Here is a 21,216-nt window from a genome sequence, read left to right as displayed (position 1 = left end):
TCTCAGGACAACCGCTAACAAGACACCCCACCTTCCTGTAACCCGATTGTTGTAAGATGAAATGCTGGGAAAATGATGCAGCGACACTTGATTGACTTGCTCCGGAACCATGTGCCCGCCGACGCGACGGAAGAAGACCATCGGGAAAATACGCTCGGTTTCGTAAGCCGCACAGCCAACTGCGCAAGCAGGGAGACCTTGGAAGGCCATGTCACGGCATCGGCCTGGATCCTGTCCCCCGATCTAAACGCCGTCCTACTCACCCACCACAAGAAGCTCGGCCGGTGGCTGCAGCTTGGCGGCCACGTGGAGAACGACGTTTCAATACAAGCGGCTGCGCTTCGTGAAGCGCGGGAAGAAAGCGGCATTTCCAAAATGGATCTGCTCGATGAGACCCTGTTCGATATCGACGTCCATCTCATCCCGGAGAGAAAGGGCACGCCGGCCCACTACCACTACGATTTCAGGTTTTTGATACAGGCCGGCGACAGGGATTTCACTGTCGGCACGGAATCGAACGACCTCGCCTGGCTCGACGTTACGAAGCCCCTGGAAAGCCTTGCAGATGACTCCATCGTGAGAATGCAAGTGAAGACTGAGACCGCTTTGAAAAGAGCAGGTAAACTGAGCTGACGGTTTGAGTGCGGTAACAGTCAACTTTCGGAAAAAGAGTAAACTGTCACCGTTGTCCACGGAAAAAGAGTAAACTGTCACCGTTGTCCATAAACTGTCGCCGTTGTCCTATGTGAAGAAGTGTTGCGGCCAATCTCTTTTCCTACAGATTATAAACTTATGGTACTATTTTGCAGCCTGTCTAGGGTAGCGATCCCATATGAGAATTTACAAATTTTGGCCTCGGATAATGCGACAGTGGAAAAAACTGAAGCCGTATCTGCTGAGGGATTAAAGTGACAGTTTACAAAACTATCCAACATCCTTGTGAAGTCTTCCATCCGAACATTATCTAACAACAACTGAATAAACTGCCACCGTAGGCCCAAGTCTTGTGCTTTCAGCTAGTGAACCAAAAAACTGCAATGCCATCGAAACTGGTTACCCTAGGTCCGAAAGAAAGGGGGCAGAAGCATGAAAATTAGGCAGATTAAACTGAACCGCTTCAAACGTTTCACAGATTTAACGGTGGAGGGCTTACCCGAAACAGCGAAGCTTGTTTTGTTGGCTGGTCCGAACGGCTGCGGAAAGTCTTCCTTCTTCGATGCACTGTATACTTGGTACAAGTTTTCTTGGTCTGAGCGCGGGCACAATTGGGACTCTCTATACTATGTCAAGCAAACTGGCGAACCCGACCTGAAATGGAACCAGTCTGTACAGGTTGACTTTTATGGCGCACAGCCAACAGACCGAATTGAACGAAAGAAGGCCGTCTACGTCCGGTCTGCATACCGAAATCAGCCAGATTTCGAGGTAAACGGCCTGAACAGGATTGAATCGGCACTAGATGAAGACAGGATCCAGCGTGTCATAGAGAATGATGCGACCGTCAGCAAAAACTACCACAGGCTCGCATCAAAGGGCCTAGAAGACCTTTATGAAACAGGTGATGAGAATAAGACCTTTGCAGAATACCGCCAGGAAAGTATCGGCGAACTCAAGAGTATCATGCAACGCCTCTTCCCTGGGTTGGTTCTTAACAGCCTCGGCAACCCTCTATCGAAAGGCTCATTCCGCTTCAACAAGGGAGCCAGTTCAGGATTCTTGTACAAGAACCTATCCGGAGGTGAAAAAGCTTCTTTTGATTTAGTGTTGGACTTGATTGTCAAAAAACGTGAATTCGATAACACGGTTTTCTGTATTGACGAACCTGAAGCCCATATGAACACCCGGCTTCAAGGCGCATTACTTGAGGAATTGTACAATTTGATACCCGGTTCCTCACAACTTTGGATTTCCACGCACTCTTTAGGGATGATGCGGCGAGCGCGGGATCTTGCTGACCAATATCCAGACACAGTCTATTTCTATGACTTTGATGGTATCGATTTTGATCAGCCCCAAACACTGATACCCGTCGCAGTAAACCGTGATTTTTGGGGGCGCGTCCTGAACGTCGCCCTTGATGATTTGGCGGAATTAATCGCCCCTCGTCAGGTCGTCATTTGCGAGGGGGCACCCAACGTCCCTGGTTCAGGCCGGAATGCTGACCATGACGCAAAGTGCTACGACAAAATTTTTGGTGATCAATTTCCGGACACCACATTTGTTTCCGCCGGTGACGCAGAAACTGTGCGCCGAGACCGACTTGCATTGTTGCGAGAGATCAAGGTCCTTTCTTCGGGGACAAATGTGATTCGGGTAATCGACCGAGATGACAGGTCACCGGAAGAAATTGCGGACTTGGAAGGCGAAGGGGTTCGGGTTCTCTCCCGCCGCAATCTTGAATCCTATCTTTTCGATGATGAGGTTCTAACGGCGCTTTGTGCGGGACATGGAAAGCCTGAAGAGGCAAACGCTCTACTAGCTCAAAAAGTCGCCTTAGTTACAGATTCGCAAGCACGGGGCGCAGCAGCAGATGATCTCAAACCGGCATCTGGGGAAATCTACAACGCCACAAAACACCACCTTCATTTGACCGCGTGCGGGAACAACGCCAAGGAGTTTTGTCGCTCAACCCTTGCCCCGCTAGTCCGAGAGGGGATGCAGGTCTACACGGATTTGAAACGGGACATCTTCGGATGAGTTATACAGTGAAGGGCGTTTCAACGTCTTTTGGATAACGGTGACATATGTGGACGGCCCCGTATCGTCTGAGAGGGCGCGCGCCGCTTAGTAAAGCCCCCTCTCGGCCATGATCTTGCCCTGACGGTCCGATTCCGCCTGGGTCAGGCCTTCGCAATGGTCGACCAGCATCGTTGCATAACTCGGCAACGCGTTCCGCTGAATCTGGACATCGGGGTTCCAGAGGTCGGATCGCTGCAAGGCCTTTGCGCAGTGCACGAAGGCCTCGCGCACCGTAATCAGCAGGCCGGTAATCGGCGCGCGGCCCTTCACGGCGCAGGGATCGAGAAGACGGCGGTCGTCGGTAATCCGGGCGAGACCGTTCACGCGCAATGTCTCATTCATACCGGGTACCAGGAACAGCATACCGATTTTCGGGTTTTTCAGCAGGTTCGCCGCGTTGTCGAGCCGGTTGTTGCCGACCCGATCGGGCAGCAGCAAATGGGTATCATCGATGACCCGAACGAAACCCGGCGGGTCACCGCGCGGGGAAATATCGGCCCCGTCGTCGCTTTGGGACGAGATCAGGCAAAACGGCGATTTTGCAATGATCGCCCGGCAATGCTGGTCGAGTGCCGGCAGCACCTTGTCGGTCGACCGGCTCATCGGCTCCTTGTGCATCGCGCGCAACGCGGCTTCGTCCGTAACGAAGCTGACATCCCCTGGAAGTCCGTCTGGAAAAAGTTCGCCTGCAAAACTATCGCTCACGCTCGTCTCCTTGAATGGGCGTTACGGGGTGGATTACTGAATAAAGGTGACGGTTTACTTTTTACGCTCGAAGTTCTGACAGATCTTCGGCAACGCCGGCTGGGTCCTTGGCGATGAGGTGCAGCAGCACACGCGCGGAGCGGTCGGGTTGGCGCCGGCCTTGTTCCCATTGGCGGATATTGTCGGCGCTGAGCAGGTAGGTTTCCGCGAACTTGGTTTGCGATAGACCGGTCGATTCCCGGATCGCTTTCACGTCCGGAACGTCGACGGCAACCTGATGCGCCTTACCGCGCTTTTTGTCGCCTTCCGCATAGGCTAAGGCGTCGGTCAAACCGTCCATGATCTTGTCGAAGGCTTTAGCCATTGTAGGTCTCCTTGATCGCGCGCGCGACTTTCGCCAGCGCCGCCTTTTCAGCGTCGGACAGATTGTCCTTTTCGTTCTTGGCGAAAACGGTCAGCAGAAAGATGGGGATACTGTTGTCGTGATAGTAATAGATCACGCGGGCACCGCCGCTCTTGCCCTTCCCCTTGGCCGAAACCCGCACCTTCCGGATTCCCGACCCGCCGACGATAACGACACCGCTTTCCGGGTTTGCAGCCAGATCATTGATCAACCCGCTTGTTTCCTCAGCCGTAAGGACGCCTTTTGCCGCCGCCTTGAAGCTGGCCGTTTCGACAACGGTGATGAGCGCTTTCGCCATGATTTTATATAGGTCAATGACCTATATTTGGCAAGCAGAAAGGGTGTGTCAATGACCTATGGCGCTCAGCGTTGGGATTACCCCACCAGCCCCCCGGTCTTCACGATAAACTCCACGATCTCCTCAACACCCTTCCCGGCTTTGAGGTTGGTGAAGTAATAGGGGCGGTCGCCGCGCATGCGTTTGGTGTCCTGGTCCATCACTTCCAGGCTGGCGCCGACGAGGGGGGCGAGGTCGGTCTTGTTGATGACCAGCAGGTCCGAGCGCGTGATGCCGGGCCCGCCCTTGCGCGGGATCTTTTCGCCGGCCGAGACGTCGATGACATAGATGGTCAGGTCCGCCAGTTCCGGCGAATAGGTGGCGGCCAGGTTGTCGCCGCCGGACTCTATCAGGATCAGATCGAGACCCGGAAACTTTTCGTTCATCGTGTCGACGGCGGCGAGATTGATCGACGCGTCCTCCCGGATCGCGGTGTGGGGGCAGCCGCCCGTCTCCACGCCCATGATACGGTCGGCGGGCAAGGCGCCCGTCTCGGTCAGGATGCGCGCGTCTTCCTTGGTATAGATGTCGTTGGTGATGGCGCAGAGGTTGAAGCGCCCGAACATGGCGCGGCTGAGCTGTTCCATCAGCGCGGTCTTGCCCGACCCCACCGGCCCGCCGATGCCGACGCGCAGGGGACCGTTCATGGTCTTGGGGGTTTCGTCTCCGCCGATGGCTTCCGCGACTGCAGTCATGATCTGAACAACCTCGTATACTGTGTTTCATGTTTCATCGACGCGATGTCGATCAGCGGCGCGAAACCGCCCAATTCCTCAAACCCTGCTTTCGCGGCCCATTCGGCCCGCGCGATCACCTCGGCCTCCAGCGCCGCCAGCACGCGGATGCCGTCGCTCTGCCCCAGCGGCACCAGCCGCACCCCGGCGGAGATCAGATTGGCGACGACGCCGTGCAGGAAGGCCGCCAGAGCCTGTTCCAGCGCGATCCCGGTCAGGCCCGCCACCGCGCCGACCGCGACCGGATAGGGCGCACGTTTCACATCCGCGGCCAAATCCGCGCCGCTGCCCTCGAAGACCGGCCAGCCGGCCAGCGCCGCCTTCACGAAGGCCTTTCCCTGGCTTTCGGATTCCAGCAGGCGTTCCTCGCTGGGGTTCAGGGCCAGGGCCAGATCGACGAGGTCGGCCAGTTCGGCTTCGGGGTCAGCATCACTCACCCGCCGCCAAGCCTCCGCCATCAGCACCGCGTCGCTGCGGCCTGCCCCGTGATGCAGCACATCCAGCAGCCACAGGCGCAGACTTTCCGCGTCCCTCACCTCGCCCTGCTCGACCGCCCATTCCAGCCCGTGGGAATAGGTGAAGGCGCCGACCGGGAAGGACGGCGACATCCAGGTCATCAGCCGCAGCAGGGAAGACGCGTCAGGCATGGCCGTGGTGATGCCCGTGTGTATGCCCGTGCGCATGCCCGTGATCGTGGCTGTGCGCGTGATCATGGCCATGGTCGTGCGGGCCGTGACTGTGTCCCATCACGGTTCCCTGGCCATAGGCCCCGCCTTCCGGCTGAAACGGCCGCGTCACCACCGTCGTCCAGGCGCCGAGGCCCTTCAGCATCTCCTCGATCACATGGTCGTAACGGATGAAGACGGCGCTTTCGTGGATTTCGGTCGGCAGATGCCGGTTGCCCAGATGCCAGGCCACCCGCATCAGGTCGTGCCGGTTGTCGCAGGTCACTTCCAGCAGCTTCTCTTCCGCCGCCTGGACCGCGACGAGGCGGCCGTCCTCCAGCCGCAGCGCGTCACCGGAGGAAATCGCCACCGGACGGGGCAGATCGAGCAGGAAGCCGAGCCCGTGCACGCCCTGCATGGCGATGCGCCGGCGGTGGCGCGCATCGTAATCCAGCACCACCGTGTCAACGACCTCGCCGTCCCATGTGCCCCGTTCCAGTACCGTAACCGCTCTAATCATGAATACTCCTTGGTTTTCCCAACATCGACCCAGCGTAAGGCCGGTCCATCAGAACAGAAAATAGCGCTGCGCCATCGGAAGAACATCCGCAGGTTCGCATGTCAGCAATTCGCCATCTGCATGGACTTCATAGGTCTCGGGATCGACCTCCACCGTCGGTGTCGCATCGTTCAACACCATGGAGGCCTTGGATATGCCGCCGCGCGTGTTTTCCACCGCGAGCAGCGATTTCTTGATGCCGAGCGCCGCGCCCAGCCCCGCATCCAGCGCGGCCTGGGAGACGAAAGTGGCGCCGACCGCCTGCATGGCGGAACCGTAGGCGCCGAACATCGGCCGGTAATGCACCGGCTGCGGCGTCGGGATGGAGGCGTTCGGATCCCCCATCGGCGCGGCGGCGATCATCCCGCCGACCAGCACCAGGTCCGGCTTTACACCAAAAAAGCCCGGCGACCACAAGACCAGGTCCGCGCGCTTGCCGACCTCGATCGAGCCGATCTCCTTCGACATGCCATGCGCGATGGCCGGATTGATGGTGTATTTCGAGATGTAGCGCTTGACCCGGAAATTGTCGTTGTCCCCGGTCTCTTCCTTCAGCGCGCCGCGCTGCTTCTTCATCTTGTCAGCGGTCTGCCAGGTGCGGATCAGCACCTCGCCCACCCGGCCCATGGCCTGACTGTCCGACGCGATGATCGAGAACGCCCCCATGTCGTGCAGGATGTCCTCCGCCGCGATCGTCTCCTTGCGGATCCGGCTTTCAGCGAAGGCGACGTCCTCGGGAATGCTCGGGTCCAGGTGGTGGCAAACCATCAGCATGTCCAGATGCTCTTCCAGCGTGTTCACCGTATAGGGCCGCGTCGGGTTGGTGGAACTGGGGATGACGTTCTGCTCGCCGCAGACCTTGATGATGTCCGGCGCATGGCCGCCGCCCGCCCCTTCGGTATGGAAGGCGTGGATGGTCCGCCCCTTGAAGGACGCGACCGTGTTTTCGACGAAGCCGCTTTCGTTCAGGGTATCGGTGTGGATCATCACCTGAATGTCGTAATCGTCCGCGACCGACAGGCAGCAATCGATGGCGCCCGGCGTGGTGCCCCAATCCTCATGCAGTTTCAGGGCGCAGGCCCCGCCCAGGATCTGTTCCACTAGGCCCGCCGGCTGGCTGGCATTGCCCTTGCCGGAAAAAGCCAGGTTCACCGGGAAACTGTCGGCCGCCTGCAGCATCCGGCCGATATGCCAGGGGCCCGGCGTGCAGGTCGTGGCGTTCGTGCCGGTCGCCGGGCCAGTGCCGCCGCCCAGCATGGTGGTGACGCCCGACATCAGCGCATCGTCGATCTGCTGCGGGCAGATCATGTGGATGTGACAGTCGAAACCACCGGCGGTGAGTATCTTGCCCTCCCCCGCGATCGCTTCCGTCGAGGGGCCGACGATGATATCGACATTCGGTTGAACGTCCGGATTCCCGGCCTTGCCGATCCCGACAATGCGGCCGTCCTTCAGGCCCACATCGGCCTTCACGATGCCCCAATGGTCGATGATCAGCGCATTGGTGATGACGGTATCCACCGCCCCTTCGGCACGCGTGGTTTGGGCCTGGCCCATGCCGTCGCGGATCACCTTGCCGCCGCCGAATTTCACTTCCTCGCCATAGGTGGTGAAGTCCTTCTCCACCTCGATGATCAAATCCGTATCCGCAAGGCGCAGCTTGTCCCCCACGGTGGGGCCGTACATGTCCGCATAGGCGGCACGACTGATTTTTGCCGGCATGTTAATCCCTCCCCTGGCTTAGAGATCGCCCATGATTTTCTGATTGAAGCCGAAGACCCGCCGCGCGCCGGCGAACGGCACCAGCGTCACTTCACGCGTCTGGCCCGGTTCGAACCGCACGGCGGTCCCGGCGGCGATGTCGAGGCGCATGCCCCGCGCCTTTTCCCGGTCGAAATCCAGCCCGGTATTCGTTTCATAGAAATGATAGTGGGACCCGACCTGCACCGGCCGGTCGCCGGTATTGGAAACCGAAAGCGTCACCGCCTCGGCGCCCGCGTTCAGTTCGATTTCCCCGTCCTTGGGAAAGAGTTCGCCTGGAATCATTGTCGCGCCTCCCTTATCAACGGATCGGTTCATGGACGGTCACCAGTTTGGTGCCGTCCGGGAAGGTCGCCTCGACCTGGACGTCGTGGATCATCTCCGCCACGCCCTCCATCACCTGATCGCGGGTGATGACATGCGCGCCCGCCTCCATCAGGTCGGCGACGGACCGCCCGTCCCGCGCGCCTTCGACCACGAAATCCGTGATCAGCGCAATCGCCTCTGGATGGTTCAGCTTCACGCCGCGTTCAAGCCGCCGGCGCGCCACCATGGCGGCCATGGATATCAGCAGCTTGTCCTTCTCCCTCGGGGTCAGGTTCATGCATTCTCTCCCGCTTCCCGTTTTTCCCTAATCATCTTCAACATCCCAAAAGGCCTGACATCCCCACGGGCCTAACATCCCCAAACCCGGGGCAGTTCCTCGCCCCAGGCGGCGCGATAGGCTTTGGCGATCCAGCGCCTGAGCGCCATGCCGTCCGACGCCACACAGCGGATGGTGACCGCTTTGCCCATGATGCTCGCCCCGGCAGTGACGCCCTCCGGTTCCTTCACCGCGCGGATCGCGTCGCGAACCCGTTCCATTTCCGGTCCGATGTAAACGCCGGACGCATAGGCCGTCGCCGCCCGCATGATGCCGGGCCGGGCCAGCGCGCCGACGATCTCTCCGGTCAGGCTCGACCGTTCCGCATAGGCCAGGGCATCGCCGCGTCGGACGGTCCAGGCATCGCGGAGGGCGCCGTGCTTCACCGTCTCCCCCATCGCCGCGCGGCCGAAGACCATCGGTTCCAGCGCGAACAGCGAACCGTCCGGATGAACCGCCGCTTCCAGTTTCCGAAACAGGGCGGCACGGTCGTAGAAAATCGTTTCCTGCGGCATCCAGGCAAGGCGCGCGCCGGCGCCGACCGAAAGCCTGTTCGTGACCGCCGCGTCGCCTTCCAGGCTGCGATAGATCTTTTCGCAGGCCTGGGTGGTGACGCAGGCGGCGGCCCCGTCATCGACGCTGACGGCGACCTCGAAGACATCGCCCCCGGTCAACCCGCCGGCGGTATTGATCAGGGTGACGTCGACGCGGTGCGATGCATAGGATTTGGGCAGGCGAATCTTGGCGGCGCCCGCCTGATACAGGCGGCCCAGCCGGACCGCGCCGTCCTTGCGGTGGATCGTAACGGCCGCGGAAGCGCTGACGCGCTGAAATCTCTTTACCTGATCAGACGGTAAGGTGCCGTCGTACATCGCTATTCGCCAACTCTTCCCGTCCGCCGGAGGCGACGACTTCGCCTCTGTCCAGGACGGCGAAACTGTCCGCCAACTCCTTGGCGAAGTCAAAATACTGTTCGACCAGCACGATGGCCATATCCCCGCGATCCCGCAGGAAGGAGATGGCGCGCCCGATATCCTTGATGATCGAGGGCTGAATCCCTTCCGTCGGTTCGTCCAGGATCAGCAGTTTGGGCCGCATCACCAGGGCCCGGCCGATCGCCAATTGCTGCTGCTGCCCGCCGGACAGGTCGCCGCCACGCCGGCGCAGCATGTCCTTCAACACGGGAAACAGCTCGAAAACCTCGTCGGGCACGAACCGGGTCTTTCGATCCAGACAGGCATAGCCGGTTTCCAGATTCTCCCGCACCGTCAGCAGCGGGAAGATTTCGCGCCCCTGCGGGACATAGGCGATGCCCTTGCGCGCCCGGTCATAGGGACGCATCGACAGGATGTTCTCGCCCGCCAGGGTAATGCTGCCGCCGCTGACAGCCTGCTGTCCGGCAATCGCCTTCAGCAGGCTGGTCTTGCCGACCCCGTTGCGCCCCAGCACGCAGGTCACCTTGCCCTGTTCCGCCGCGACGGAAACCGATTTCAGCGCCTGGGCCGCGCCATAGAACAGATCCACATTCTCAACCGCCAGCATGATACCCGTCCCTGTCCTCAGCGCCCCAGATAGACTTCGATGACACGTTCGTTCGAACTGACCTGGTCCAATGTCCCTTCGGCCAGCACGCTGCCTTCATGCAGCACGGTGACGCGCACATCCAGGTCGCGCACGAAATCCATGTCGTGTTCCACGACGACGACGGAATGCGACTTGGCGATTTCCTTTAGCAGTACCGCCGTCTCCGCCGTTTCCGCATCGGTCATGCCGGCGGCCGGTTCGTCGACCAGCAGCAGGCGCGGGTCCTGCGCCAGCAGCATGCCGATTTCCAGCCACTGTTTCTGGCCGTGCGACAGGTTTGCGGCCAACAGGTCGCGCTGCGCGGTCAGCCGGGTCAGGTCCAGCAATTCCTCGATCCGGTCCTCGTCCGCCTTTCCCGTCATCGCGAACAAGGTCGCCCGTGCGGTACGGTTCTGCTTCAGGGCCAGGATCAGGTTGTCATAGACCGTATGGCTCTCGAAGACGGTCGGCTTCTGGAATTTCCGGCCGATCCCCATGGAGGCGATGGCCGCCTCGTCATGTTTGGTCAGGTCCACGCCCCCGTCGAACAATACATCCCCTTCGTCGGGCCGGGTCTTGCCGGTGATGACGTCCATCATCGTCGTCTTGCCCGCGCCGTTCGGGCCGATGATGGCCCGCATTTCACCCGGCTTGATGATCATTGAAAGCGCGTTCAGCGCCTTGAACCCGTCGAAACTGACCGTCACGCCGTCCAGATACAGCATCGAGCCGTCCGCGACCTTTGGCGCCTCATGTGGCGTGACACCCCGGTTGTTAGTCATCGCCGCCCCCCATCGCTTCGGCCCGGCGGCCCGTGTTACCCTTCATCGAGCCCAGCCCGGCGCGCACCATATCGCCGATCAGGCCGACGATGCCGCGCGGCATGAACAGCGTCACCAGCACGAACAGGCCGCCCAGGAAGAACAGCCAGATTTCCGGAAAGGCGACGGTGAAATAGCTCTTCGCGATATTGACCACCAATGCACCGACGATCGCGCCATACAGGAAACCGCGCCCGCCGAGCGCCACCCAGATGACGATCTCGATGGAAATCAGCGGCGCGAACTCGCCCGGATTGATGATACCGACCTGCGGCACATAAAGCGCCCCCGCAACCCCCGCCAGCATCGCCGACATGGTGAAGACGAACAGTTTGTAATACTCGACCCGATAACCCAGGAAGCGCGCCCGGCTTTCCGCGTCGCGGATCGCAACCAGAACCTTGCCCATCCGTGACGTGGTCACCAGCCGGCACAACACATAGCCGATGGCGAGGACGGCGGCTGAGGACAGGAACAGCCAGTTCCTCACCCCGTCGGACCGCAGATCGAAACCCAGAAGGTCCTTGAAGTCGGTCAGCCCGTTATTGCCGCCGAAACCCATGTCGTTCTGGAAGAAGGCCAGCATCAGCGCATAGGTCATGGCCTGGGTGATGATCGACAGATAGACCCCGGTGACCCGCGACCGGAAGGCGAACCAGCCGAAGACAAAGGCCAGGATGCCCGGCGCGAGCACCACCATCAGCATCGCGAAGGGGAAGATGTCGAAGCCCATCCAGTACCAGGGCAGTTCCTCCCAGTTCAGGAAGACCATGAAGTCCGGCAGGATCGGGTGACCATAGACGCCCCGGTCGCCGATCTGCCGCATCAGATACATGCCCATGGCATAACCGCCGAGCGCGAAGAAGGCTCCATGGCCCAGGCTGAGAATGCCGCAATACCCCCAGACCAGATCGACCGACAGGGCCAGCACCGCATAACACAGATACTTGCCGAACAGGCTGATCATATAGGTCGGCACATGAAACGCGCTGCTCTCCGGCAACTGGTTCAGCAGCACGCAGGCGACGGCCACGATGCCGATCGCCCCAAGGACCGAAACCGATGTCCGATCGGATAAGGAAGACAGGACCCAGGACCGGTATTTCGGCGTGGATTGCGCATCCGCCATCGTCTCAGCCCTCCACGCTGCGGCCTTTGAGCGCGAACAATCCGCGCGGCCGCCGTTGAATGAATAGGATGATCAGGACCAGGACGATGATTTTTGCGACGACGGCGCCGGTGAAGGGCTCCAGGAACTTATTCGCCACGCCCAGCGACATCGCCCCAACAAAGGTGCCCCACAGATTTCCGACGCCGCCGAAGACAACGACCATGAAACTGTCGATAATATAAGCCTGACCGAGGTTAGGCCCGACATTGGTCAACTGGCTCAACGCGACGCCGCCGATCCCGGCAACCCCCGATCCCAGGCCGAAGGTCATGGCATCGACCCAGCCGGTACGGATGCCCATGGAAGAGGCCATCGCGCGGTTCTGCGTCACCGCCCGCATCTGCAGTCCGAGCGGCGTTTTCCGCAACAGCAGCAGCAGGGCAGCGAAGACGATGAGGCAGAACAAAATGATGTAGAGGCGGTTATAGGTCAGCGACAGCGCGCCGTTCACCTCATAGAAGCCGCTCATCCAATCCGGCGTGGTGACCGGCTGGTTCAGCGGCGAGAAGATCGATCGCACGGCCTGTTGCAGGAACAGGCTGATCCCGAAAGTGGCCAGCAGCGTTTCCAGCGGACGGCCATACAGGACGCGGATCACGGAACGCTCCAGCGCGATGCCGATCAGACCGGTGACCACGAAGGCCGCCGGGATCGCCACGAAGAGTGAATAGTCGATATGGTTCGGCATCAACTGCTGGACCACGAAGGTCACATAGGCGCCGATCATCAGCATTTCGCCATGCGCCATATTGATGACGCCCATCACCCCGAAGGTGATGGCCAGGCCCACCGCGGCAAGCAGCAGCACCGCGCCCAGGCTCAAACCGAAATAGATTGTCTCGAGCAAGGCGAAGACCTGTTTCTGGCCCTCGATCTCGTTCAGCGCCTGTTGCGCGGCCTTGCCGACGGCGGTGTCGTCCTCGCTGCCGGAACCGTCCTGCTTGGCGGCGAGGCGCCCCAGGATCGCCCAGACATCCGGGTTCATCGACCCTGCCATGACTTCGACCGCGGCCAGGCGATCGTCGACCGTTCCGACGGAAGCCTGCAAGGATGCCTGCGCCAATTCCAGCATGTCGCGGACGCCGGCATCTTGTTCCGACTGCAACGCCTGAACCAGCAGCGGCATGGCATCCTCTGTCGGGTTCGACAGAATGGCACGCGCCGCCGCCACGCGCTGATCCGCGTTCGGCGACATCAGTTCCAGCGACCCGATCGCGCCTTTCAGGATCGAGCGAAGCTGATTGTTGATGCTGATTTTCTTGACGTCGCGCTTGCCGACATTGCCCAGATCTTCGCCGGTCAGCGCATCCGTGATGTTGTAACCCTTGTCCGCGTCCTGCTTGTAGACGATCAGATCGTCGTCCTTGCGGTAATACAGATTGCCTTCCTGAATGGCGATCAGCAGGTCGAGTGCCCGTTCATCACCGGAGGCGGCGATTTCCTGAATGGCCTGCCCTTTGATGTCGAAGGACCGTTCGGTCAACTTCGGCAGCGCGCCTTTCAGGGCCGCTTCGGCATCCTGCGCGCTTGCCGGACCGGCCACGCCGACCGTCAGCAGCATCGCGGTCAGCAGCGCCACCGATACTCTGCGCATGCCTGAGCACATGAAAGAAGTCAGAGCCACAAGAAACATGGATCCATCCAGATAGACGGTGCGCTGAAACCGGTTTCACCGGCGCGTCTCCGTCGTAAAACCCCGGCGGGCAGCCCACGCCCCCAAAACCTCGCGCGGGCGCCGCCCCGTACCCCCGTCACGCAGACGCTGAACGCGACCCGCGGGAAGGAGCGGCCGGTTCGGGCGGGATCGGCCGAAACCGTCCCGCCCGCCGACCTGAACAAATCGGACCTTAGTAGTTCTGGCCCGAGCACTTACCCGTGGTGATGTTGAAGTTTCCGCACATGATCGGCGCGGTCCAATCAGCCACGATGTTCTTGGATTCCGGCAGATAGTCGGTCCAGGCATCGCCGATCACACCCTTCGGCGTGGACCAGACGATTTCGAACTGACCGTCATCCTGGATTTCACCGATCAGCACCGGCTTGGTCAGGTGATGGTTGGTGTTCATCACCGCCATGCCACCGGTCAGGTTCGGATAGGTGATGCCGTACATCGCCTGACGAACCGTATCGACATCGGTCGTACCGACGGATTCGACCGCCTTAACCCACATGTTGAAGCCGATATAATGGGCTTCCATCGGGTCGTTCGTGACGCGGTCTTCCGACTTGATGAAGCTGTGCCACTTGCCGATGAACTCGTCATTGGCTTCGGACTCGGCGCTCATGAAATAGTTCCAGGCGGCGAGATGGCCGACCAGCGGGCCGGTATCGATACCGCTCAGCTCTTCTTCACCGACGGAGAAGGCGATGACCGGAATGTCTTCCGCGGTGATGCCCTGGTTGCCCAATTCCTTGTAGAAGGGAACGTTGGCGTCGCCGTTGACCGTGGAAACAACGGCGGTCTTCTTGCCGGCCGAACCGAAGGACTTGATGTCGCTCACGATCGTCTGCCAATCGGAATGACCGAACGGCGTGTAGTTGATCATGATGTCTTCCTTCGGAATACCCTTATCGATCAGGTATTGCTCAAGGATCTTGTTGGTCGTGCGCGGATAGACATAGTCGGTGCCCGCCAGCACGAAACGCTTCACGGAACCGCCCGCCTCGCTCATCAGATAGTCGACCGCGGGGATCGCCTGCTGGTTCGGCGCGGCGCCGGTGTAGAAGACGTTCTTGGAGCTTTCCTCGCCTTCATACTGAACCGGGTAGAACAGCATGCCGTTCAACTCTTCGACCACCGGCAGGACCGACTTGCGGCTGACCGAGGTCCAGTTCCCGAAAATCACGTCGACCTTGTGAACTTCCAGCAGTTCGCGCGCCTTTTCGGCGAATAGCGGCCAGTTCGAGGCCGGATCGACGACGACGGCTTCCAGATTCTTGCCGAGAAGGCCGCCCTTTGCATTCTGTTCCTCGACCAGCATCAGGACCGTGTCCTTCAGCGTCGTCTCGGAAATGGCCATCGTGCCCGACAAGGAATGCAGCACGCCGACCTTGATCGTGTCCGCTGCCTGGGCCGCCCCTGCAGCAAGCCCCACCGCCAGCACGGAGGCCGCCCCCAACATTTTATTTACTTTGATTTTCATCCTGATCTCTCCCGATACGGATAGTAGACCCTTGCTGCAGAGCAATAAGAGTGCCATCCGGATTTCAATCGAAAGAGAAGATTTAGTGTGTTGTTTTTATTAAATTTTTATCGCTTCAACCGGAACCGTTCGTAGCGCGGCTCAGAAATCGCCGCAGCGCAATCTGCTTAATTCTTAGTCGCTGTTTATTTTTTAAGCATCCATTTACCGCAAAAAACCGTGCCCGGCGGCTGCACCGCGCGCAGGGCGTAACAACGGCCGGCCCCCTTCCTGGCATCAGCCGGAGGGCATTCGGCCAGGCCCTTATTCGGCCTCCTTTTCCTCCAGCAACGTCACCTGGGTCGGCTTGCATTGCCAATCGTAGTTCAACCAGTCCTTCCGACGCTGACTGCGTTCGGAATACTGGCCGCGTTCGATGGCAGCCGCCATTCGGCATCGGTTTTCGGAGACGAAGGTATGGTCGCGTTCGAAGTTCTGACAGTGGGTTTCACCGCCGAAATTCATGCACGCGACCAGTACGAGGACATACATCGCGTTTTCCTTCCCGCTTTATCGCGGCCGTCTCATTTTTCCGGCAGCCGTCGATTTAATCAGGATACACGATTCCAAGATCATGCGGCAGGTACCAAGGTACGTTATCACATAACAAAAAATCGCAGTTTTCTGGGCTTTTTTCTCATTTCTGACGGAAGTTTCCCTAGGCAAGCCATTCGGGTTAAGGCAGCTTGATACCGCAAACAAACAAACAGTTTCTTTGGGAGGTTTCTATGATCAAGAAGTATGGCTTTGCAGGTGTGTTGAGTGGCCTGATGGCCCTCGGAGCTGGTTCGGCGATGGCGGCGACGGAATGCGTGCCGTCGCAATGGGGACCGGACGACGAGATCGGTTCGGCCAATCTGGTGACGCCGGAACGCACCATGGAAGCGCTGAAACTGGTGAAGCAGGGCAAATCCCTGCCGCTGGGCATTGTGATCGACAGCAAGACGCCGGCCTTTCCGCCGCGCAGCCTGAGCCTGCAGGTCGTGCAACCGAACCAGCAGGGCGGCCAGCGCCTGCCCTTCGGCTATCCGGCGGTTTACAACGACGACATCATCCAGACCTGGGTCGGCATCGGCTCGCAGATCGACGGGCTCGGTCATCTCGGCGAAGCCGGCCTTTACTACAATTGCAACAAGGAAGAAGACTTCGCCGGCATCACCGGATTGAAAAAACTCGGCGTGCACAACATTCCACCGCTGGTCGGACGGGCCGTCATCATCGACATGGCCAAGCATGCGGGCAAACCCTTCCTGGACGCCGGAGACAATTTCGGGTCCGCCGAAATCCAGGCAGCGGCGAAGGCACAGGGCGTGACCATCAAGGAAGGCGACATCGTGCTTTTCCACACCGGTTGGACCGAGAACAAGCTGGACAGCGACCCGAAGGCCTGGGTCTCGGGCGAACCCGGCGTCAACAACGACGGCATGCGCTGGCTGACCTCGCAGAACCTGATGGCGATCGGCGCCGATACCTGGGGGATCGAGCCGGTCCCGGCGCCCAAGGGCGACGGCGTTTTCTACGGCCACGTCCTCGCCTTGCAGGAAAAGGGCATCTACCTGCTGGAGACCATGAATACCGGCCCGGTCCTGCGCGAAGGGGTGAACGAGTTCATGTTCGTCCTCGGCCAGGCCCGGATCCGCGGCACGGTGCAGATGATCATCAATCCGGTGGCGATGTACTGATCACGGGATACATAGACGCAAGCGGCCCGGCGGGACATCTCGCCGGGCCGTTTTCGTTTCCGAATGGGTCGGCTCAGATCCGCGCGGTCAGCAGCCGGAACCCGGCGTAACCGAACAGCAGCGCCAGCGCTCCTTCGATCCAGCGCCGCGCCCTGGCATAGGCGGCGACCATCACATCGGTTGAGAAGAGGATGGCGTATCCGCCGAAAACCAGCACGCCCAGCACCGCACATCCCCCGACGATCGCCTGCAGCAGACCGGCCGGCGCGCCGGGCTGAAGCCCCAGCGACATGATCGCGATCCAGGCCAGCACGGCCTTGGGATTGGCGAGATGCATAAGAAGGCCGCGCCGGTAAAGGGCGCGATAGGCCGGTCGCCCCGCGCCGCCCGGTCGGTCGGCTGAGATCGGGTCGCGCCGCAGCGCCGATCGGCCGGATTTCCAGGCCAGAAAGAGCAGATAGAGACCGCCCGCGATCTTGATCAGGAACAGCGCCTCCGCGAATTGCGCGAGCACAGCGGAAATGCCGGTCGCCGCCAGGACCGCCCAGAACATGCTGCCGCAGACGACACCGGCCGCCAGTGTCAGACCGGCGGCCCGCCCCTGCGCCATCGCTGCCCCCATGATCGCCAGATTGCTCGGCCCGGGACTGGCCGTCGCGACGATATAGGTGCCGTAGACGATGAGGAGTTGATCCAGAAACGCCATACCCTTGGCTCCTTCAGCGGTTCCCTTCAATCTCTCTGGTATCCGCCGGACGACCGCCCGGCAAGGCCGCACGCGGGAATACGGGATCAATCCGCCTGTCGCGGCAGGGTGATATGGACGGCGGTTCCGTCCCCGACCGTACTGTCGATCCGGAAGTCGCCTTCATGGAGTTCGACCAGGGATTTCGCGATCGACAGGCCCAGCCCCCAACCGTCCTGCGAAACCATCGGGTCGTCCGACCCGCGAACGAAGGCCTTGGTCACCTCCTCCAGCCGATCCTCGGGGATGCCGCAGCCGGTATCGGAGACGACGATCTCCGTTCCCTGCGCACCGGCTTTCGCCGTCACTGAGACGGTGCCGCCGGACGGCGTGTTCTTCACCGCATTGGTCAACAGGTTCAGCAGGACCTGCTGCAGGGCGCGCCGGTCGGCCTGAACCGCCAGGCCGTCGCCATCCGCGATCTCCTTGCGCAGGGCGACACCGGCCTCCTCCGCCCGGTGCTCGACGATGGCAAGGCATTCGTCCACCACCTCGTCCAGATCGACCTCGCGGACGGTGAGCGTCTTGCGCCCCGCCTCGATCGCCGCGATGTCCAGGATGTCGTTGACCAGTTCCATCAACAACATGCCGCTGGTATGGATGTCGCGGCCGTATTCCCGGTATTTTTCGTTGCCGACCGGACCGAGCAGCTGGTTGTCGATCACCTCGGAGAAACCGAGGATGGCGTTCAACGGCGTCCGCAATTCGTGGCTCATGGAGGCCAGGAATTCGGACTTCGCCCGGCTCGCCTTTTCCGCGCTCAGCCGGGCCTCGTCGCGCGCGGCCTCCGCCTTCTTCTGCTGGGTGATGTCCAGGATCGTGACCGGCAGGCTCTCGAACCGCGACAGCGGCGCGTCGATCGAACCGGGCATGGGCAGCGAGACCGACACGATCAACTGCTCGCCGGAAAAGGTTCTATGGACCGACTCGAAGGTGACGCTTTTCTCACCATTCCAGATCGCGCGCGCCAGGGGCAGCGGCAGCCCCCCGTTCTCCGGCCCGTAGGAACCGTCGAACCGGCCCAGCAGTTCGTCGACGGATTTCGCGCCGTAGAGGGCCTGCGCCGCGGCATTGGCATGGCGCACGATGGATAGGCGGTTCAGCCGCTTGGTGGCCGCGTCGCCCGCTTTCAGGAAGGCGTCGATATCGCTCACCCCTTCGTCGCGCAGCGCGCGCAGCTGTTTGACGAGGTCGGTATAGTCCATGTCCAGGATCGGGATCACCGTGCCGTCATACAATGTCCTGAACCGGGCTTCGGAATTCTTCCGCCCCTGTTCCGCCGCCAGACGCCGATCCTCGCGCGACAGCAGCAGCCCGCCGACGAAGATCCCCGTGAAGATGGCACTGCCCCAGGGCAGCAGCATCCGCCGCATCAAGGCCAACCCGTAGTCGAGATCCCCGACCAGCAGGAAACCGGGCGCGGTGAAAACGACGGCGAAGACGGCGCCCAGGAACAGGGCGAGGACCGTATTGCCGCGCCAACGCGCCATGTAAAGCGCACAGCCGACGAAGACGGAAAGCGTGACGCCGAAAATCCCCGCCTCCATGCCGATCCCGCCGAGATAGGCCCGGTAGGCGGCGGCAACCGCACCGGCGACGACGCCGGCCAAGGGCCCGCCGAAAGCCCCGGCGAGGACGATGAGGGCGTTGCGCTGATCGACGATCACGCCTTCGGCCACGGGGATCTTCACGTTCATCGCAACCAGGACGATCGCGCCGAAATAAAGCCCCATCAGGATCTGCCGCGCCAGCGGCGAACGGGACTGCAGATGATCGATCAGAAACGAATACCCGACGATCAAAACAACGAAGACCGAGATGTTGTTCAGCAGCAATAGGAAAACTGAAAAATGGTCCTGCAACTGACGTCCTCCCCAGGGAAGTCGAACCTTGGCCGGCACCGTCGATTAGACAATTATAATCCTCGGATTTTGATCCGTACAGAATGCAGCTTCAGGACGTTTTGCGCCGCGCCCGGCCAAGGACGATGCGAGAATGCTTTGGCGTCCGGACAAAGCCGGGTAATGATGGTGGACCAAGTGTTCTCCGCCCTCTTTTGCAGGGGCCATGGATTGACGACAAAGGATCAGAGATGACTGCACGCACCTTCACGCGGCGAGATGCCGGTCTGATGTTCCTCGCCGCCACCGGCGCCCTGGCGGCGACGCCGTTCGGGCGGGCCCGGGCCCAGGCCCTGGAAGGCACGCAGGTCATCGTCATCGGCGCGGGCATCGCCGGTCTCGGCGCGGCCCGGTCGCTGAAGAACCAGGGGGCGGAAGTCATCGTGCTGGAGGGCAAGCCGCATATCGGCGGCCGGCTGCTGACCGATTGGTCGATGGGCGCGCCATTCGAGGTCGGCGCCGGCTGGATCCACGGCCCGGAACAGGCCAATCCCTCGCGCCAATTGGCGGACGCGGTCGGGGCCGAGTATGTCGTGACCGACGACGAGAACGCCGTCTATTTCCACGCCAATGGGGATGAATTCGGCGAAGACGATTACGAAGAGATGAGCGACGGCTGGGAAAGCGTCGTCGAGCATATCGACGAGACCTTCGAACGCAACGACCCCAGATCCCTGCTGAAGGCGATCCGCGCCTATGACAGCGACCTGCTGGACGATCCGCGGGTGATGTGGGCCTTTTCCGCCTGGACCGAGTTCTCCAAGGGCGGGCCGATCGAGGACCTCTCCGCCATTCTGTTCAACGCGGACAAGGCCTTCGACACGCCGGACGTCGTAGTCACCACAGGCTACGACAAGATCCTGGGTCCGCTGGCCGTGGATCTGGACATCCGCCTCTCCCACACGGTCACGGAAGTCTCCTATGAAAAGGGCGACGGCGTCGCGGTGGAGACCGACAAGGGCACGTTCGAGGCCGATTACTGTATCTGCACCGTGCCGCTCGGCGTGCTGAAGGCGGAAAAGATCGCCTTCGACCCACCCCTGCCGCAGCGCTATCGGCAATCCATCGACCGGCTCGGCTTCGGCAGCGTCACCAAGCTCGCCCTGAAATTCGACGAACCGTTCTGGGATGTCGAGACCCAGTATTTCGGTATCGTCACCGAACCCAAGGGCCGCTGGAACTACTGGCTGAACTACCGAACCTTCTCGGACGAAAACATCCTGCTGGGCCTCAGCGTCGGCGCCTATGCGCCGGTCGCCGACAAGATGACGGATGCGGAAATGACCGAGGACGGATTGGACGTACTGCGCCAGGTCTGGGGCGACGATGTCGGTACGCCGACGCAGGTCCTGGCGACCCATTGGGCGACCGATCCCTATTCGCTGGGCGCCTATGCCTATCCCCGCCCCGGCAACAGCCGGTCGGATTACGACGGCCTGGCGCGGGCGGTGGAGGACTGTCTGTTCCTGGCCGGCGAGCACACGATCTTCGATTACGCGGGCACCACCCATGGCGCCTATATGTCGGGCCTGCGCGCCGCGGAGGCGGTGATCGAGGCGGAGTCCTGACGAACCGTCTTCCGAAGCCTCGCGCCCGTATTCCATC

General features: G+C 60.9%; 22 protein-coding genes. 4 read left to right on the top strand and 18 right to left on the bottom strand.

Translation table 11 applies throughout. The features are described from left to right. Window positions 1-87 precede the first annotated feature (87 nt). Window positions 88-633, top strand: a complete 546-nt coding sequence (locus ACQK2G_RS07385; RefSeq protein WP_425404382.1) for an NUDIX hydrolase — start codon at window positions 88-90, stop codon at window positions 631-633. Between the two features lie 453 nt (window positions 634-1,086). Beyond that, window positions 1,087-2,697: an AAA family ATPase gene (locus ACQK2G_RS07380; RefSeq protein WP_425404381.1), complete on the top strand. Its 1,611-nt coding sequence runs from the start codon at window positions 1,087-1,089 to the stop codon at window positions 2,695-2,697. 87 nt (window positions 2,698-2,784) lie between these two features. Here ACQK2G_RS07380 and ACQK2G_RS07375 read toward each other — a convergent pair whose 3' ends face one another. The 16 genes from ACQK2G_RS07375 to ACQK2G_RS07300 form a co-directional block, all read right to left on the bottom strand. Further along, on the bottom strand, window positions 2,785-3,444 hold the full coding sequence (locus ACQK2G_RS07375; RefSeq protein ID WP_425404380.1) for an MSMEG_1061 family FMN-dependent PPOX-type flavoprotein: 660 nt from the start codon (window positions 3,442-3,444) through the stop codon (window positions 2,785-2,787). 61 nt (window positions 3,445-3,505) lie between these two features. Beyond that, entirely contained in the window at window positions 3,506-3,808 is a 303-nt protein-coding gene (locus tag ACQK2G_RS07370) for a helix-turn-helix domain-containing protein (RefSeq protein ID WP_425404379.1), read from the bottom strand. Beyond that, on the bottom strand, window positions 3,801-4,145 hold the full coding sequence (locus ACQK2G_RS07365; RefSeq protein ID WP_425404378.1) for a type II toxin-antitoxin system RelE/ParE family toxin: 345 nt from the start codon (window positions 4,143-4,145) through the stop codon (window positions 3,801-3,803). The genes ACQK2G_RS07370 and ACQK2G_RS07365 overlap by 8 nt, the downstream gene beginning before the upstream one ends. A 77-nt stretch (window positions 4,146-4,222) precedes the next feature. Further along, the gene (gene ureG / locus ACQK2G_RS07360; RefSeq protein WP_425407626.1) at window positions 4,223-4,831 is read right to left on the bottom strand and encodes an urease accessory protein UreG; all 609 of its coding nucleotides are present in this window, start codon (window positions 4,829-4,831) and stop codon (window positions 4,223-4,225) included. Window positions 4,832-4,875: 44 nt separating this feature from the next. Then, window positions 4,876-5,631, bottom strand: coding sequence for an urease accessory protein UreF (locus tag ACQK2G_RS07355; protein ID WP_425404377.1), 756 nt, complete (start codon window positions 5,629-5,631; stop codon window positions 4,876-4,878). Beyond that, on the bottom strand, window positions 5,558-6,103 hold the full coding sequence (locus ACQK2G_RS07350; RefSeq protein WP_425404376.1) for an urease accessory protein UreE: 546 nt from the start codon (window positions 6,101-6,103) through the stop codon (window positions 5,558-5,560). The genes ACQK2G_RS07355 and ACQK2G_RS07350 overlap by 74 nt, the downstream gene beginning before the upstream one ends. A 48-nt stretch (window positions 6,104-6,151) precedes the next feature. Then, entirely contained in the window at window positions 6,152-7,864 is a 1,713-nt protein-coding gene (gene ureC, locus ACQK2G_RS07345) for an urease subunit alpha (RefSeq protein WP_425404375.1), read from the bottom strand. Between the two features lie 18 nt (window positions 7,865-7,882). Continuing rightward, window positions 7,883-8,188 (bottom strand): urease subunit beta, encoded by a 306-nt coding sequence (locus tag ACQK2G_RS07340; RefSeq protein WP_425404374.1) that lies wholly within the window; start codon window positions 8,186-8,188, stop codon window positions 7,883-7,885. A 16-nt stretch (window positions 8,189-8,204) separates the two neighbouring features. Continuing rightward, the gene (locus tag ACQK2G_RS07335) at window positions 8,205-8,507 is read right to left on the bottom strand and encodes an urease subunit gamma (protein WP_425404373.1); all 303 of its coding nucleotides are present in this window, start codon (window positions 8,505-8,507) and stop codon (window positions 8,205-8,207) included. A gap of 71 nt (window positions 8,508-8,578) precedes the next feature. Continuing rightward, window positions 8,579-9,418, bottom strand: coding sequence for an urease accessory protein UreD (locus tag ACQK2G_RS07330; RefSeq protein WP_425404372.1), 840 nt, complete (start codon window positions 9,416-9,418; stop codon window positions 8,579-8,581). Beyond that, window positions 9,393-10,088: an urea ABC transporter ATP-binding subunit UrtE gene (gene urtE / locus ACQK2G_RS07325; RefSeq protein WP_425404371.1), complete on the bottom strand. Its 696-nt coding sequence runs from the start codon at window positions 10,086-10,088 to the stop codon at window positions 9,393-9,395. The genes ACQK2G_RS07330 and urtE overlap by 26 nt, the downstream gene beginning before the upstream one ends. A 17-nt stretch (window positions 10,089-10,105) precedes the next feature. Beyond that, the gene (gene urtD, locus ACQK2G_RS07320; protein ID WP_425404370.1) at window positions 10,106-10,891 is read right to left on the bottom strand and encodes an urea ABC transporter ATP-binding protein UrtD; all 786 of its coding nucleotides are present in this window, start codon (window positions 10,889-10,891) and stop codon (window positions 10,106-10,108) included. Continuing rightward, on the bottom strand, window positions 10,884-12,059 hold the full coding sequence (gene urtC / locus ACQK2G_RS07315) for an urea ABC transporter permease subunit UrtC (RefSeq protein WP_425404369.1): 1,176 nt from the start codon (window positions 12,057-12,059) through the stop codon (window positions 10,884-10,886). Before urtC ends, urtD begins: the two co-directional genes overlap by 8 nt. 4 nt (window positions 12,060-12,063) lie before the next feature. After that, entirely contained in the window at window positions 12,064-13,734 is a 1,671-nt protein-coding gene (gene urtB / locus ACQK2G_RS07310) for an urea ABC transporter permease subunit UrtB (protein ID WP_425404368.1), read from the bottom strand. Between the two features lie 214 nt (window positions 13,735-13,948). Then, window positions 13,949-15,223 (bottom strand): urea ABC transporter substrate-binding protein, encoded by a 1,275-nt coding sequence (gene urtA, locus ACQK2G_RS07305; protein ID WP_425407625.1) that lies wholly within the window; start codon window positions 15,221-15,223, stop codon window positions 13,949-13,951. A 324-nt stretch (window positions 15,224-15,547) separates the two neighbouring features. Continuing rightward, entirely contained in the window at window positions 15,548-15,775 is a 228-nt protein-coding gene (locus ACQK2G_RS07300) for a hypothetical protein (RefSeq protein WP_425404367.1), read from the bottom strand. Window positions 15,776-16,011: 236 nt separating this feature from the next. Here ACQK2G_RS07300 and ACQK2G_RS07295 point away from each other — a divergent pair, with 236 nt between their 5' ends. After that, complete coding sequence (locus ACQK2G_RS07295; protein WP_425404366.1) at window positions 16,012-16,965, top strand: cyclase family protein; 954 nt, start codon at window positions 16,012-16,014, stop codon at window positions 16,963-16,965. Window positions 16,966-17,038: 73 nt separating this feature from the next. Here ACQK2G_RS07295 and ACQK2G_RS07290 read toward each other — a convergent pair whose 3' ends face one another. Beyond that, complete coding sequence (locus tag ACQK2G_RS07290) at window positions 17,039-17,671, bottom strand: LysE family translocator (protein ID WP_425404365.1); 633 nt, start codon at window positions 17,669-17,671, stop codon at window positions 17,039-17,041. An 86-nt stretch (window positions 17,672-17,757) separates the two neighbouring features. Then, window positions 17,758-19,572, bottom strand: a complete 1,815-nt coding sequence (locus ACQK2G_RS07285; RefSeq protein ID WP_425404364.1) for an ATP-binding protein — start codon at window positions 19,570-19,572, stop codon at window positions 17,758-17,760. Window positions 19,573-19,802: 230 nt separating this feature from the next. Between ACQK2G_RS07285 and ACQK2G_RS07280 the strand changes: the two genes are divergently transcribed. Then, entirely contained in the window at window positions 19,803-21,179 is a 1,377-nt protein-coding gene (locus ACQK2G_RS07280) for a flavin monoamine oxidase family protein (RefSeq protein WP_425404363.1), read from the top strand. Window positions 21,180-21,216 lie beyond the last annotated feature (37 nt).

Source organism: Hwanghaeella sp. (assembly GCF_965227365.1).
Taxonomy (GTDB): domain Bacteria; phylum Pseudomonadota; class Alphaproteobacteria; order UBA8366; family Aestuariispiraceae; genus Hwanghaeella.
The sequence above is the reverse complement of the archived record's forward strand: the minus strand, read 5'-3'. Positions and strand labels throughout refer to the sequence as shown.